At 72.1% G+C, this 15,244-nt stretch carries 9 protein-coding genes and 1 pseudogene; 8 read left to right on the top strand and 2 right to left on the bottom strand.

From position 1 onward, the window contains the following. Positions 1 to 1,049 (top strand): annotated as a pseudogene (locus tag D7V97_RS26535) (hypothetical protein); the annotation flags it as partial. Between the two features lie 4 nt (positions 1,050 to 1,053). On the opposite strand, the gene D7V97_RS26530 reads toward D7V97_RS26535, so the two are convergent. Beyond that, positions 1,054 to 1,917 (bottom strand): hypothetical protein, encoded by an 864-nt coding sequence (locus tag D7V97_RS26530; protein ID WP_120613430.1) that lies wholly within the window; start codon positions 1,915 to 1,917, stop codon positions 1,054 to 1,056. Between the two features lie 60 nt (positions 1,918 to 1,977). Here D7V97_RS26530 and galU point away from each other — a divergent pair, with 60 nt between their 5' ends. From galU to def, 6 genes are all read left to right on the top strand, one after another. Beyond that, the gene (gene galU, locus D7V97_RS26525) at positions 1,978 to 2,880 is read left to right on the top strand and encodes a UTP--glucose-1-phosphate uridylyltransferase GalU (RefSeq protein ID WP_120613429.1); all 903 of its coding nucleotides are present in this window, start codon (positions 1,978 to 1,980) and stop codon (positions 2,878 to 2,880) included. After that, a complete protein-coding gene (locus tag D7V97_RS26520; protein ID WP_120613428.1) occupies positions 2,877 to 3,632 on the top strand; it encodes a hypothetical protein in 756 nt (251 codons plus the stop codon). Before galU ends, D7V97_RS26520 begins: the two co-directional genes overlap by 4 nt. Before the next feature lie 103 nt (positions 3,633 to 3,735). Continuing rightward, a complete protein-coding gene (locus D7V97_RS26515) occupies positions 3,736 to 4,344 on the top strand; it encodes a glutathione S-transferase family protein (RefSeq protein ID WP_120613427.1) in 609 nt (202 codons plus the stop codon). A 299-nt stretch (positions 4,345 to 4,643) separates the two neighbouring features. After that, entirely contained in the window at positions 4,644 to 6,902 is a 2,259-nt protein-coding gene (gene priA / locus D7V97_RS26510; protein ID WP_120613426.1) for a primosomal protein N', read from the top strand. A gap of 15 nt (positions 6,903 to 6,917) precedes the next feature. Further along, a complete protein-coding gene (locus D7V97_RS26505) occupies positions 6,918 to 12,890 on the top strand; it encodes a response regulator receiver protein (RefSeq protein ID WP_120613425.1) in 5,973 nt (1,990 codons plus the stop codon). Between the two features lie 52 nt (positions 12,891 to 12,942). Beyond that, positions 12,943 to 13,470 (top strand): peptide deformylase, encoded by a 528-nt coding sequence (gene def, locus D7V97_RS26500; RefSeq protein WP_120613424.1) that lies wholly within the window; start codon positions 12,943 to 12,945, stop codon positions 13,468 to 13,470. On the opposite strand, the gene nth is transcribed toward def, so the two are convergent. After that, entirely contained in the window at positions 13,467 to 14,150 is a 684-nt protein-coding gene (gene nth / locus D7V97_RS26495) for an endonuclease III (RefSeq protein ID WP_120613423.1), read from the bottom strand. The genes def and nth overlap by 4 nt on opposite strands. A gap of 59 nt (positions 14,151 to 14,209) precedes the next feature. On the opposite strand from nth, the gene ltaE reads away from it, so the two are divergent. After that, on the top strand, positions 14,210 to 15,235 hold the full coding sequence (gene ltaE, locus D7V97_RS26490) for a low-specificity L-threonine aldolase (RefSeq protein WP_120613422.1): 1,026 nt from the start codon (positions 14,210 to 14,212) through the stop codon (positions 15,233 to 15,235). Positions 15,236 to 15,244: the final 9 nt, after the last annotated feature.

Genomic DNA, 15,244 nt, shown 5'->3' with positions numbered 1-15,244 from the left:
CCGTGGCGCCGACGGTGGGGCGCCCTCCCCAGGCGGGAGGCCGCCCCACCGTCGGCGCCACGGAGACGCGTGAGACCCCGCTCGTCCCGGACGCGCCGCCCGCCGAGGCCACCTCCGCCGAACCCATCGTCTTCAAGCTCGTGCGCGAGCGCCCGCTGGATCCAAAGCCCTACCGCGGCCTCGTCGAACACTTCGACCAGCGCAAGGACCTCACCCGCGCCGCGCTCATGCGCGAGCTCGCCGAAGCACTGGAAGGCCGCGACGTGCCCGCGCCCCGCGTCCAGCGCGCCCCGCTCACCAGCCAGGAGCGCGCCGGCCTGCGCCACCCGGGCCTGCGCACCCCGGCCGGTGAATTGCTCGCCTGCGTGGGCATCGCGCTGTGCCGGCTGTTCCCGTCCCCGGCGCGCATCGCCAGCACCACGGAGCCCCTGCGCGCCTCCGCGGGCCCCGGCGCCGCCGCCATCCTGGACGCGCTGCACACCGTCGCGCGCCTGCTCGGCGTGCCGCTGCCGGAGCTCGTCGCGGGCGACGACGACACCGCCAACATCACCCCGCTGCACACCACCGCCCCGCGCCTCGTCATCGGCAGGCTGCTCGTCCAGCAGCCCCCCTCCAACGCGGAGCTGCGCTTCCACGCCGGACGCGCCCTGTTCTCGCTGTCGCCGGACCTGCTCGCCCTGCGTGCCCTGCGCAAGGACCACCTGCTGCGCGCGCTCGCGCTCCTGTCCTCCGTCCTCAAGGATCCGAAGGGCGCCGGTGACGATGCCCGCGTCGTGCGCGAGTCCCTGTCCCCCAAGGCCCTGGAGCGCGCGAGCGCCCTGATGGAGCCCGGCACCCGCGACTTCGACGCGTCCCTGCTCTCCGCCGCCGCGAGGGACTCCGCCAACCGCGCGGGCCTCGTCGCCTGCGGAGGCCCGGGCCCGGCGCTCACCGCGCTGCGCGCCCGCCGCCCCCACGACTCGGAGCTGGAGGAGCTGGTCCGCTTCGCCGCCTCCGAGCGCTACCTCGCCCTGCGCGACCCCGCCGAGGCCGCCCGCGGCGGACGCTGACGGCTCAGTTCACCGCCAGCCGCAGCGTCAGCACCAGCAGCCGCCCGTTCTCCCCGCCCAGGTCGTGCTGGTACGCCACGTCCACGCCGCCGCCGCCGGACGACAGGAAACCCAGGCCCGTCGTCACCCGTGAAATCCGCTGGAAGCCGTCGTACGTGTAGCCCACGCGCAGGGGCACCACCTGGTTCAGGATGTACTCCGCGCCGGCGTTGTACGTGAACACCGCCGAGTCGCGCGTCTCGAAGTCCCCGCGCACGTCGAAGGCCAGCACCGCCGCCTGCCCCACGTAGCCCAGGTGCGCGGAGTAGTAGCGCGTCAACTCCACGTTGTCCGTGTCGATGAGGTTGTGCCCCGACACGCCCACCGTCACCTGCTCCCCCAGCCGCACGAGGATGCCGCCGTCCAGCGTGATGGAGTTGGCGAAGCGCGTCTGCCCGTTGAGCCGCAAGTAGTGCCCCGACAGGCCGATGAGCAGCGACTGCGACAGGGGCAGCGCCCCGCCCAGCGAGCTCAGGTTCGCCGACGTCCGGCCCCCGCCGCGCCCCAGGCTCAGCCAGTGGTAGTCCACCCCCAGCGCCAGCCGCCCGCTGCTGGAGTCCGCCAGGCTGATGCCCAGGAACCCCTGCTTCAGGCGCGGGTCGTACGCCCCCGTCCCTTCGATGCGGTAGGCCGGGAACAGCGCCATGGCCGCGGGATTGCCCTGGAGTGCGTCCGCACCCAGCCCCGTCGCCCGGAAGGCGCTGCCCATGCCCAGGGCCCGCGCATTGGCGATGTTGCGCAACTCCTCCGCCGGTTCAGCGCCCCGGGCGACGATGGGAACCAGGGACAGCGTCAACGACAGGGCGACAGCGATGGCACGGAGCGGCATGGCGAAGGGGAATCTATCCGGCTTGCTGGGGTTCTGGGCCACCAATAGATTCCCCCGCCCATGTCCTCTCCCGACACGAAGGCAGCGAAGCTCATCCGCAAGTGCGTCATCCCCGCCGCTGGCCTGGGCACCCGTTTCCTGCCGGCCACCAAGGCCGTCCCCAAGGAGATGCTGCCCATCGTCGACACGCCCACCCTCCAGTACATCGTGGAGGAGGCCGTGGCCGCGGGCATCGAGGACGTCGTCGTCATCAACGGCCGCGGCAAGTCCGCCATCGAGGACCACTTCGACATCGGCTTCGAGCTGGAGACCACGATGCGCGCCCGCGGCAAGACGGCGGAGGCCGACAAGCTGCGCGCCATCGCGAACCTCGTGCGCATCATCAGCGTCCGCCAGAAGGAGCCGCTGGGCCTGGGCCACGCGGTGCTGTGCGCCAAGAGCGTCATCGGCCACGAGCCCTTCGGCGTCCTCCTGGGCGACGACATGATCGACGCGGAGGAGCCGGGCATCGGCCAGCTCGCGCGCGTCTACCAGCAGCACCAGAAGGCCGTCATCGCGCTCATGGAGGTCCCCGACAGCGAGACGCACCTGTACGGCATCGCCGCCGGTAGGGACATCGGCAACGGCGTCATCCAAATCGACCACGTGGTGGAGAAGCCCAAGAAGGGCACCGCCCCGTCGAACCTGGCGGTGATTGGCCGCTACGTGCTGCCCCCGTCCATCTTCCCCATCCTGGAGAAGCAGACCACCGGCGTGGGCGGCGAAATCCAGCTCACCGACGGTCTGGCCACCCTCCAGAAGACGGAAGGTCTGCTGGGCTACAAGTTCCAGGGACAGCGCTACGACGCCGGTGACAAGGTGGGTTACCTGAAGGCGAACATCGCCTATGCGCTCAAGCGCCCCGACCTGCGCGGAGGACTCCTGGAGTACATGCGCGAGGTCGTCAAGACGGAGAAGCCGTGAAGCGTCTCATCGCCGTGTCCGTGGTCCTCGCCTCTCTCACCGCCGGCGCCTATGTGCTGCCCGGCGGCTCCATCCTGCGGCGCATGGCGACCGCGCGCGAGGAGAAGCACCTGTCCGCCTTCCGCGTGGAGGGCTCCGTCATCTACTCGGGCACCGCCGTGCAGGAGGCGGGCGCCGCCCTCAACGTCCCCACCGACCGCCCGGACCTCCAGGGTGACGGCGTGCTGTCGGTGAAGATTCCGGGCCGCTGCCGCTTCGACGCCAGCTCGCCCGAAAGCAGCAGCAAGGCCGCGACGGTGCAGGTCTCCGGCAGGAAGCGCGTGGAGGGCAAGGAACTGCCCGCCGTCTCCGCGCTCGTCGCCCAGGTGTGCGCCCTGCTCGCGCAGGACGCGGGCAGCGTGCAGGACACCAAGCTCGCCCAGGAGACGTACCTCCAGGGGCTGGGCATCGACACGAAGCGCACCTCGCTGGCGCGCTTCGGCGGAGAGGTGACGTACGTGCTGGGCGACCCCACCGAGGGCAAGCCCCAGTTCTGGGTCTACAAGGACGCCTTCCGTCCCGCGCGCGTGCGCTACACCGACACCGCCGGTACCGCCTGGGACGTGCGCTTCGTGGACTACGCGTCGCCGTCCACCGGGGACTGGATGCCCCGCACGGTGGAGGTGTGGCGAGCAGGCCAGCGCGTGCTGCGCTTCACCGCCCTCAAGGCGGACAACCGCTCCGCGGTGCCGGACAAGCTGTTCACGCCGTAGCGCGTCACCGCTGAATCGCTTGCGGTGGGTGGGGCGCGCATGGAAAGTCCCGCCCATTTCCAAGGCCGGGATCTCCCCGGCCTCTGGCGCGGAGGCGATCCACATGAAGGTCTACGGCAACCCGATGAGCACGTGTACCCGCAAGGTCCTCACGGTCCTGGCGGAGAAGGGCCGCGAGGCCGAGTTCATCAACATCGACCTGATGAAGGGCGAGCAGAAGTCGCCCGCGCACGTGGCGCGCCAGCCCTTCGGCGTGGTGCCCGCGTTCGAAACGGACGACGGCTTCATGATGTACGAGTCGCGCGCCATCATCCGCTTCCTGGACCGCACCCTGCCGGGCCCGTCCCTGACGCCGGCGGATCCCCGCGCCTACGCGCTCATGGAGCAGTTCATGGCCGTGGAGCAGTCCTACTTCTCCGGCCCGGCGATGAAGATCGTCATGGAGCGCTTCCGGGGCACCAACGACGAGGCCAACGTCGCGAAGGGCCGTGAAGGCATCAAGCGCCCCCTGGAGGTCATCGACGCGGCGCTGGCGAAGCAGCCGTTCCTCGCGGGCACGGACTTCACGCTCGCGGAGGTCACCTGGGCGCCGTACATGGACTACCTCATGGCCATGGGCGAGGCGGGCCTCATCGGTCAGTACAAGAACGTGACCGCGTGGTGGGACCGGGTGGCCAACCGCCCGTCGTTCAAGAAGGCCGTCGGCCGCTAGTCCGCACGCTGCTCCCGCAGGTGACAGGGCCTCTTTCGCACGCTGCCGGTGCGGAAGGGGCCCTTCGCTTTTCCCTTGAAATCAAGGGGCATGTCAGACGCTCCGGGCACAGTGGATCCCGGGTGCAGGACGGGCGGGGTCGGGTGTGTTGGCGGAAGAGGTCGGCCATGGAGCAGGAGCACTTCGCGCTGGGCGGTTCGGGGACGGAAGGTGAGGTTCCCTCTCGCGGTTCCATCCCATTGCGGACGCGGCGTACGGATGTGGGAAGGGAAGTGTCGTCCCGGGAGCGCGCCGCTACAGTGCGCCCCGTCGTGAGCGCCACCCCCGCCCTCCTTGCGTCCGTCGCCGTCGGCCGTCCCGTGCGCGGGGAGTTCACCTACCTGGTGCCGGAAGCGCTCGCGGGCACGCTCGCCCCGGGACAGCGCGTGCTCGTGCCCTTCGGCCGGGGCATGGCGCTGGGCTTCTACCTGGGCCCGGCCTCCGCGCCCGTGGAGGGCGGCGTCCGGCTCAAGCCCATCCAGCGCGTGCTGGACGACTCGCCCTCGCTGCCCAAGGACCTCATCGCGCTCCTGCGCTTCGCGGCCGAGCACTACCGCCACCCGCTGGGCGAGGTGATCCGCGGCGCGCTGCCGCCGGGCCTCTCCACCGCGGTGGACGAGAAGGCGGCGAAGGCGGACGTGCAGCACTTCGCGGAGGCGCTCGTCACGGAGCCCCCGCCGCAGCTCGCCCGGGCGCCGGCCCAGGCCGCCGCGCTCCAGTACCTCCTGGCGGTGGGCGGCCGCGCGCAGCTGGAGGAGGTGGCGCACGCCATCCCCGGCGCGCGCGAGACGCTCAAGAAGCTGGCGGCGCGCGGGCTGGTGAAGCTGGTGGAGGTGACGCTCGAGCCCGGCGTGCGCGAGGGGCTCATCCAGGGCCGTCCGGACCGGCTCACGTCGGAGCAGGACGTGGCGGTGAAGGAGCTCCAGGGCGCCATCGACGCGGGCGGCTTCCAGCCGTACCTCCTGCACGGCGTGACGGGCAGCGGGAAGACGGAGGTGTACCTGCGCGCGGTGGAGCACGCGCTGGCGCAGGGCAAGGGCAGCCTGGTGCTGGTGCCGGAGATCGCCCTGACGCCGCAGCTGGTGGGGCGCTTCCGCAGCCGCTTTGGTGGGGACGTGGCGGTGCTGCACTCGGGGCTGAAGGACCGTGAGCGGCTGTTCCACTGGCAGGCCCTGCGCAAGGGCACGGTGAAGATCGCCGTGGGCGTGCGCTCGGCGGTGTTCGCGCCGGTGGAGAACCTGGGGCTCATCGTCGTGGACGAGGAGCACGACCCGTCCTTCAAGCAGGACGAGAAGCTGCGCTACCAGGCGCGCGACCTCGCGGTGGTGCGCGGCAAGCAGGCCAGCGCGGTGGTGGTGCTGGGCTCGGCCACGCCCGCGCTGGAGTCGCTCCAGAACGCGCGCGCCGGACGCTACAAGCTGCTGGAGCTGAAGAACCGGGTGGATGACCGGCCCATGCCGAGCATCAGCCTGGTGGACCTGCGCGTGGAGCGTCCTCGCGAGGGGCAGGTGACGGAAGAGGCGCCCATCCTCAGCCCGCAGATGCTCCAGGCGATGGAGGAGACGGTGGCGAAGGGGCAACAGGTCATCCTGTTCCTCAACCGCCGGGGCCACAGCACCATCCTCCTGTGCGAGGTGTGCGGCCTGTCGCTCAAGTGCCATGACTGCGACGTGTGCATGACGCACCACCGCTCGCAGAACCGGGTGGTGTGCCACTACTGCGGCGTGGCGTTCCCGGTGCCGGACCGCTGCCGCGAGTGCACGGGCCCGCTGCTCAAGCTGGGCATCGGCACCGAGCGCGTGGAGACGGAGGTCGCGGAGCGGATGCCGCACGCGCGCGTGGCGCGGTTGGATCGGGACTCGGCGACGAGCGCGGAGCGGCTGACGGAGCTCCTGGCGTCGTTCGCGCGGCGCGAGATTGACGTGCTGGTGGGCACGCAGATGGTGGCCAAGGGGCACGACTTCCCGGGCGTGACGCTGGTGTGCGTGGTGATGGCGGACACGTCGCTGGCCATCCCGGACTTCCGCGCCGCCGAGCGCACCTTCCACCTGTTGACCCAGGTGGCGGGGCGGGCCGGGCGCGGGAAGGACCCGGGGCGGGTGCTGGTGCAGACGTACAACCCGGACGCGGAGCCGGTGAAGCGGATGCTGGCGCACGACTTCGACGGGTTCGCGAAGCAGGAGCTGGAGTGGCGCAAGGCGCTGGCCTACCCGCCCTTCACGCGCATGGCGGCCGTCCGGCTGGAGGGCGAGCACCCGGAGCAGACGGCCGGGGTGGCCCGCTTCCTGGGGAACCTCGTCGGAAGGCACATGCCGCCGGCCTCGGCGGGGGTGCGCCTGCTGGGTCCGGCGCTGGCGCCCATCGCCCGCATCCGGGGCAAGACGCGCTGGCAGCTGCTCCTGAAGGCGCCGACGCATGCGGCGCTTGCCCCATTGCTCGCTCGATTGGAAGCGGCATTGGCGGATGTGCCCTCCGGGGTGAAGGTCGTCATCGACGTGGATCCCGGGGCCATGATGTAGACTGTGAGGCCCCCCATGGGCGCCTCGGTCCTCCTCGTACACGACGACATCGCCACCATCGCCGCCGTCCGGCGATTGCTGTCCCGCGAAGGGCACGAGGTCATCCTCGCCACCTCCGCCGCGGACGCGCTCATCGCCTTCGGGCACCACCTGCCGGAGCTCATCGTGCTCGCCCCGGGGGTGGAGAGCGGGCGCGGGCGCGTGGTGCTGGAAGAGCTGGTGGTGCACCCGGATGGCCACAAGGCTCGGGTGCTGCTCTTGAGCGAGGCCATTGAAGGCTTCAGCGCGCCGGTGGCGCCGCTGCCGCTGGACGGGCCCGGGTTCGTGACGCTGGTGGACACGTTGATCCGTGCGCCCGCGGAGGCGGACGGCTGGCGCGTGGTGGAGAACCGGACGCTGACGGAGCCGACGAGCGCGGGCGTGCCCGCGTCGGACGAGGCGTGGCATGCGACGACGGCGCACGCGGTGGGCGGAGACCCGGCGCTGGCGAACGCGCTGTTCGGGGACCTGGCGCCGCTGAACCAGACGGACTGGGAAGTGGCGGCGATGACGCGCGAGGAGCGCAGCGCGCACGTCGTCCACCAGCAGCGCGAGCACAGCACCCACCTGGTGATGAACGCCGCGCTGGAGCAGGCGCATCAGGAGGTGGAGGCGGAGGCGATGGCGTCCATCGACTCGGCGCTCACGGGGGGCACGGCGTCGGACGGGGACTCCGGGCAGGCGTGGGGGGAGGAGGATCCGGACGCGGACATCGGGAAGGAGTGGGACGAGGATCCAGCGCCGGAAGCGGCGTTTCCTCCGGTGCCCGAGGTGCGGTCGCTGCAGGAGCGCACGACGCTGCGCTTCCCCTTCCCGAACGAGATGGTGCCCCGCGCCAACGCGCAGCCGGTGAAGGATCCGCTGGCGGTCACGGAGGACTTCGACGCGGAGCTGCGGGCGGACGCGGAGCGCCTGTCGCGGGAGGCGGACGCGGAAGCAGGGCTGCCCACGGGGAGGCTCGCGTTCCGGGAGGAGCACCTCACCCCGCCGGGACTGAAGCCGGTGAAGCCCGCGCCCCGCCTGGGGGACGAGGACTTCTTCAACGTCGATTCGGATGAGGACGGAGCGAAGGCCCCGGCGCGAGCAGGGACGGAGCCGCTGGCCTGGACGGAGCTGGCGCCGGATCCGGAGCTGGAAGCACGCCGTGCGGGCGCGGGTCCGGCGGCGGCGGTCGTGCCGGCGGCGGAGGCTTCGGACGAGACGGACTTCGGTTCGGTCGCGGACGACGTGGCGGCGGGAGAGCGGGCGGATGCGGCCGCGGCGGATGTGGCCTCGGAGCCCACCGAGGAGGAGCTGGCGGCGGCGGGCCTGTCGAACTGGGACGTGCTGGAGGCGGAGCTCAAGGCCTCCGCGACCGCGCGTGAGCGGGAGGAGGGTGGGGAGCCTGATGCGTCCGCGAAGCCGGTGGGCGCGGACTGGTTCGATTCGGAGACGGTGGACGACGCGAGGGCCCCGGACGCGGAAGGTGCCACGCCCCTCGCGTGGTCGGAGCCGGAGTCCCGGGACGCATCACCGACGCGTTCGGGAGGGACGGCGCGTGCGAGTGCTGTCGAGCGTACGGAGGACGAAGGGACGTCGGATCCGGAGGCCTCCGAGGACAGCACTGCTTCACGCCTGGATTTCCGCAATCCGAGCGGTGCCAGCTCGGACGTAGATGCCGGGACGGAAGCCCGCGATGTGGCCCGTGCGAAGGGCACTCCTGCGGACGCGGATGCCGGGACGGAATCGCGCGATACGAACCGTGCAACCGGTGCTCGGTTTGACGTGAATGCGGGAGCGGAAACGCGCGATGCGAACCGTGCGAGCAGTGCTCGGTCGGACGCGGATGCCGGGACGGAATCGCGCGATGCAGCCCGTGCGAACGACGCTCGCTCAGGCGTGGATGCCGAGGCGGACTCGCACGATGCCTCCGACGCGGATCCGTCCCCGCTGCCTCCGACGGGCCGGCATGGATCAGGTGAACCGGCGCTGACGGACCGTGCCGCCGCGCATCCGGAAGGTGCATCGGCGTCGGACGACGCGGTGCCGACGGACCGCACTCCCTCGCGCACCGGTGCATCGGACGCAAGCCCAGGGTCCCGAGGGGAAAGCCCATCCACGCGTCCACCGGTCCCGGTGCCGGGAGGCCTTCGCCGGGCGAGCAAGTCGCGCACCGCGCTCCAGGAAGCGGTCGTCCCCGCCGCGGAAGCGGACGCACCGAATCCGGAGCTGGACGCGAAGCTCGAAGCGCTGCGCGAGGAACTCGCCCTGGCGTACGCCGCCATCGAGGAGGCGGAGGCCCGCGCGTTGGACGCGGAGTCCCTGGCCGAGTCGGAGCAGGCGCTCCGGGTCGAACTGGAGGACCGCATCGCGAGTGAGGCGCGAGCGCGAGAGGATGCCCGTCTCGAAGCGGACGCGGAGGTCGAGGCCCGGAGCGCCGTGGAGGTGCGTGCCGAAGCGGAGGTCCACGCTCGCGCCCGCGCCGAGTCCCTGCTGAAGCAGGCCTCCGCGGCCCATGCGGACTCGGAAGTCCGGGCCGTGTCGGCGACGCAAGCCCTGGCGGAGGTCGAAGCCCGGCTCGCGTCCGAGGCCGGCGGTCGCGTGGACGCCGAGTCCCGAGCGGAAGCCGAGGAGCGGGCACGCCGCGAGGCCGAAGCGCTCGCGGAGATGACGCGGCTCGAGATCGTTGAGCTCGAGAAGCGCGTCGCCGCGGAGGTCCAGGCGCGCGAAGAAGCCGAAGCCCGCGTCCGCGAGGAGGCCCAGGCCCGCGAGGAGGCCGAAGCCCGCGCGGAACTGGAGCAGGCGGCCCGCACCGACGTGGAAGCACGGCTGGAGGCAGAAGCCGAAGCGCGGATCGCGGCGGAGGCCCGGGCGGAAGCGGAGGCCGAAGCCCGGCTCGCGGCGGAAGCCCGCGCGGAAGCCGAAGCCACTGCCCGCGAGGAAGCCCGTCAGCGAGCGGAGACCGAAGCCGAAGCCCGTCAGGAGATCGAGACCCGCGACGGTAAGGAGGCCGCGCTCCGCTCGGACCTGGAGGCCCGGCGTGCGGAGGCCGAAGCGCGAGCCGACGCGGAGGCCAAGGCCCGTGCCAGCGCCGAAGCGAAGGTGAAGCACTCCGCGCAGGCGCTGTCCCTGGTGGAGGTGCGAGCGCACCAACTGGCCCAGTCGTTGGCCCAGTCCGAAGCGAAGGGAAAGCAGACCGCCCAGACGCTGGCCCAGGTGGAGACCCGGGTGCAGGAGGCCACGCAGGCGCTGGCGCAAGCCGAAGCGAAGGCGAAGCAGTCCGCGCAGACGTTGGCGCAGGTCGAGGCGCGAGCGCAGCAACTGGCGCAGGTGCTGTTGCAGGTCGAGGCGAAGGGAAAGCAGTCCGCCCAGACGTTGGGTCACGCGGAAGGCCGTGCCACGCAGGCCGAGGAAGCCCGGGCCAGCGCGGAAGCCCGAGCGGAGCAAGCCGAGGAGGCCCGGAAGCAGGCCGAAGCCCGCGCCACGCAATCCGCCGAGGCCCTGGCCGAAGCGGAGGCCCGGGCCGCGCAGTCCGCCGAAGCCCTGACCCAGGCCCACGTCCGGGCGGAACAGGCCGAGGACACGCGGAAGCGGACCGAAGCCCAGTTCGCGGAGACCTTGAATCAGGCCAACGCCCGGATGGAGCAGCTCAAGCAGGCGCGCCAGCGGGCGGAGGCGAAGGCCGCTCAGCCCGCCGAAGCGCTGCTCCAGTCCGAAGCCCGCGCGGAGCAACTGACGCGGGCCGTGAAGCAGGCGGAAGCCAAGGCGGAGCGTGCCGCGGAAGCGCTGCTCCAATCCGAAGCCCGGGTGAACGAGCTGTCGGAAGCCGTGGAGCGCGCCGAAGCGCGAGCAAGCGAAGCCGAGCAGGATCGCGACGCCAACGCTGAACAGCTCGAGCAAGCCCGCGCCGAAGCGCAGACGCGCACCCAGTCCCTGGCGGATGCGAACAAGAGCCACGCGGAACAACTCGCGCAAGCCCAGGTCGAAGCCGAGGCCCGCGCCGAACAGCTCCTGCAGCTACAGGTCGAAGCCGAGGCCCGCGCCGAACAGCTTGAGCAAGTACAGGCCCGTGCTGAGCAGCTCGAGCAAGCCCGTGCCGAAGCGGAGGCCCGCGCAGCAAAGCTCCAGCAGGCCCAGGCCGAAGCGGAACTCCGCGCCGAACAGCTCGAGCAAGCCAGGACCGAAGCAGAGACCCACGCCACACAGCTCCAGCAATCCCAGGCCGAAACCCAGGCCCGCGCGGATCAGCTCACGCAAGCGCTCGCCGCCGCCGAGGCCCGCGCCGAACAACTCGCGCGCGAGCTGACCGAAGCCCAGACCCGCGCGGATCAGCTCACGCGGACGCAAGCCGAGACCCAGGCCCGAGCGGATCAGCTCACGCAGGCCCTGGCCCAGGCGGAGTCCCGCGCCGAACAGTCCGCACACGCCCAGACCGACGCGGCCAGCCGCGCGGAACAGCAGGCGCAGGCCCGTGCGGAAGCGGAAGCCCGGATCCTCCGCGCCGAACAGAAGGCCACCGAATCCACCGCGCGAGCCACCTCCGAAGGTCGCCAGCGCACCGTGCTGGAGGTCCGCCTGGAGTCGGAGGTCCGTGCGCGCAAGGACCTCGAAGCGCGCATCGAAACCGAGTCCCAGGCGCGCGCCGCCGCCGAAGCCCGACTCGCCGCGGAAGCCCAGGCGCGCACCGAAACCGAAGCCCGCCTCCAGGCGCAGTCCACGGCCCTCGCGCAGACGCGAGATACCCTGCTGGCGCAGCTCGAACAGCTCCGCGAAGAGCTGGCCCGCGAGCGCGAAGCCCGCGTGAAGCTGGAAGCCGACGTCATCGACCAGCGCCTCCAGAACGACCTCGAGCGCGAGCAACTCGAGGCCCGCGCACAGCGCGATGCCGAGGAGGCCGCGGCGCAGGCCCGAGCCTCGCTGATCCCGCTCGAATCACCGGGCCGTCCGGAGATGGCGGTGGCCCGCAGCGGCAGCCTCACGCAAGAGGGGCTCTCGCGCCTCGTCCTGCGCCTGTGCGACGCGCGCATGGAAGTGCGCCTGGAGCTCAAGGTCATGAACGCGCTGCGCGTGCTGTGGCTGCGCGACGGCGTGCTGGTGGGCGCCGCGTCCTCGGCGCAGGGCGAATCCCTCATCGACCGGGCCCGCGCGGACGGCCTCATCGACGCGCGCCAGGAGGCCGAACTCCGGCTGGTGCGCAGCGCCACCACGGGCACGCTGCTGGAGGCCCTGCGCGGTCGCGGCTACGTGCGTGAAGCCGAATCCGTCCCGCTGGTGCAGCGCTACACCGAACAGGTCTTCCTGGACGCGCTCGCCGAACCCTCCACGCTCTACCGCCTGGTGCAGGAGCCCGCGCCGCACGAGGTCGCGCTCGCCGCCGCCACGCGCCCGCCGCTGCACCTGCTCGCGGAAGGGCTGCGCAACACCCTCACCGCGGAGTCCCTGCTGGACGCGGCCGGCTCCCTGCGCGCCCAGGTGTCGCGAGGCAACGCGCACATGGCCCCTGCCGACTTCGGCCTCTCCGCCCGCGAGCTGCAGCTCCTGCAGGGCGTGGACGGAGAGCGCACGCTGGAGGCGCTGCTGCTGGGCGCGGGCCTGCCGCAGGACGGGGCGCTCAAGACGCTCGCCGTGGCGCGGACGCTGGGCCTCATCGTGCTGCACCCGCCGTCGGAGGACGCCTCGGGCGACCTGCCGCCGGAGCTGGACGTGCACCGCCTGGAGTCCAAGTTCGAGGAGATCCAGGACGCGGACTACTTCACGGTCCTGGGGCTCGCGCGCTCGGCGGGCAGCGAGGAGGTCAAGCGGGCGTACGCTCTCCTGGCCGCCGAGTTCCACCCCCTGCGCTTCGCGGGCCATCCGGACCCCGCGCTCCAGCACCGGGCGCAGCAGATCCGCGCCGTGCTGACGGAGGCCGCCCGGGCCCTGGGCGACGACCGGTTGAGGGGCGAGTACGCCCGTAATCTGCTCGACTGATGGCCGGCGGGGACGGTTGCCCGTCGCGGTCCGGTGGGGTTAAGAGTCCCCCATGGTTCGCGAGATTCTCATCTGGCCCGACCCCATCCTGAAGCAGAAGGCCCGGCCCGTGGCGAAGGTGGACGACAAGGTCCGTGCGCTGGTGAAGGACATGTTCGAGACGATGTACGCCGCTGAAGGCGTGGGCCTCGCCGCCCCGCAGGTGGGCGTGCTCCAGCGCATCATCGTCCTGGACACCCGTCCGCAGCAGCCGGACTCCAAGCCCCTGGCGATGATCAACCCGGAGTTCGTCGCGCTCGAAGGGGAGACGACCTACACGGAAGGCTGCCTGTCCATCCCCGGTGAGGCCGAGGACGTGGACCGCGCCGCTGTCGCCACCGTGCGCTACCTGGACGAGGACGGCCAGGAGCAGACGCTGCGCTGTGACGGCCTCCTCGCCATCGCCGTGCAGCACGAGACGGACCACCTGGACGGCACCGTCTTCGTGGACCACGTCTCCACGCTCAAGCGTGAGCTCATCCGCAAGCGGATGAAGAAGCTCAAGACGTCGCGCGACCAGGGCGCCCCGGCGTCCGCTTAAGGCTTCGCGGTGGCGACGCCCTTCTTCGGGCACCGCGCCGCCACGACGCAGGAAGCGCAGTCAGGCGAGCGCGCGAAGCAGGTGCGCCGCCCATGCCACACGAGGAGCTGGTGCCCCAGGGTCCACCGCTCCCGGGGCAGCAGCGCCTGCAGGTCCTTCTCCACCTTGTCCGGATCCTCGTGGGTGGTGAAGCCCAGCCGGTACGCCAGCCGCTTCACGTGCGTGTCCACGGGGAAGGCCGCGTCGCCGCCCAGGTGGATGCACACCACGCCCGCCGTCTTGAGGCCCACGCCGGGCAGCTGCGCCAGCGTGTCGCGCACGAGTGGCACCTGGCCCCCGTGCTCCGAGACGAGCGTGCGCGCCGTGGCGACGATGTTCTTCGCCTTCGCGCGGTACAGCCCGCAGGTGCGGATGAAGGGCTCCACGTCGGCGGCTTCGACGCGCGCATAGGCCTGCGCGTCGGGGAAGCGGGCGAACAGGGCGGGGGTCACCAGGTTGACGCGCTTGTCGGTGCACTGCGCGGACAGGATGACGGCGACGAGCAGCTCCAGCGGGGTGCGGTAGTCCAGCTCGATGCGGGCGTCCGGCATGGCCGCCTCCAGACCGTCCAGGACCGCCACCGCGCGCTGCCGCTTCTCCGCCACTGTCTCTCGCCGGGCCACGCGGGCGTTGTATGTCACGGGAGGGCCGGGCCCAAGCACCGCGGGCAGGCCCCCCCTTTCTTGAAGCGAGGAGAACCATGAAGCCCATCGACTTCCGCTCCGACACCGTGACGAAGCCCACGCCCGCCATGCGGCGCCTCATCGCCGACGCGGAGGTGGGCGACGACGTCTATGGCGAGGACCCCACGGTGCTCAAGCTGGAGGAACGGGTCGCGGAGCGGCTGGGCCTGGAGGCCGCCGTCTTCGTCCCGTCCGGCACGCAGGCCAACCAGATCGCCATCGGCGCGCACTGCCGTTCGGGCGACGAGGTGCTCACGGAGGAGGGCAGCCACATCCTGCACTACGAGGGCGGCGCGGTGCCGGCGCTCTGGGGCGTGCAGCCGGCGCCGCTGCCGGGCGAGCGGGGCCTGCTGACGCCGCAGACGGTGACGGCGGCGGTGCGTGAGGACAACATCCACAACCCGCGCACGCGGCTGTTGTCGCTGGAGAACACGCACAACCGGGGGGGCGGCACGGTGTGGCCGGTGGAGCGCTTCCGGGCGGTGGTGGAGGCGGGCCGGAAGGCGGGGCTCGCGGTGCACCTGGACGGAGCGCGGCTGTTCAACGCGGAGGTGGCGGCGGGGCAGCCGGCGAAGGCGTGGGCCTCGCTGACGGACTCGACGTCGGTGTGCTTCTCGAAGGGGTTGGGGGCGCCGGTGGGTTCGGCGCTCGCGGGCAGGGCGGACGTCATCCGCGAGGCGCGGCGCCTGCGCAAGCGGCTGGGCGGAGGCATGCGGCAGGCAGGCATCCTCGCGGCGGCGGCGCTGTACGCGCTGGAGCACCACGTGGAGCGGCTGGCCGAGGACCACGCCAACGCGCGCCGCCTGGCCGAGGGGCTGGCCCAGGTGCCGGGCGTGACGGTGGACCTGGCGCGGGTGGAGACGAACATGGTGTTCGCGAACCTCACGCGCCCGGCGGCGGAGGCCTCCGCGCTGCTCCTGAAGCAGGGCGTCCTGGCCAACCCCACGGGCCCGCACTCCATCCGCCTCGTGTGCCACCTGGACGTGTCCAGGGCGGACATCGACGACGCCCTGGCGCGGATCCGCAAGGCCCTCGCGGCCTGACGGCGGGGC

Source organism: Corallococcus sp. CA053C (assembly GCF_003611675.1).
In the GTDB taxonomy this organism is placed as follows: domain Bacteria; phylum Myxococcota; class Myxococcia; order Myxococcales; family Myxococcaceae; genus Corallococcus.
Note: the sequence above shows the minus strand (reverse complement) of the source record. Positions and strands in the feature narration are given on the sequence as shown.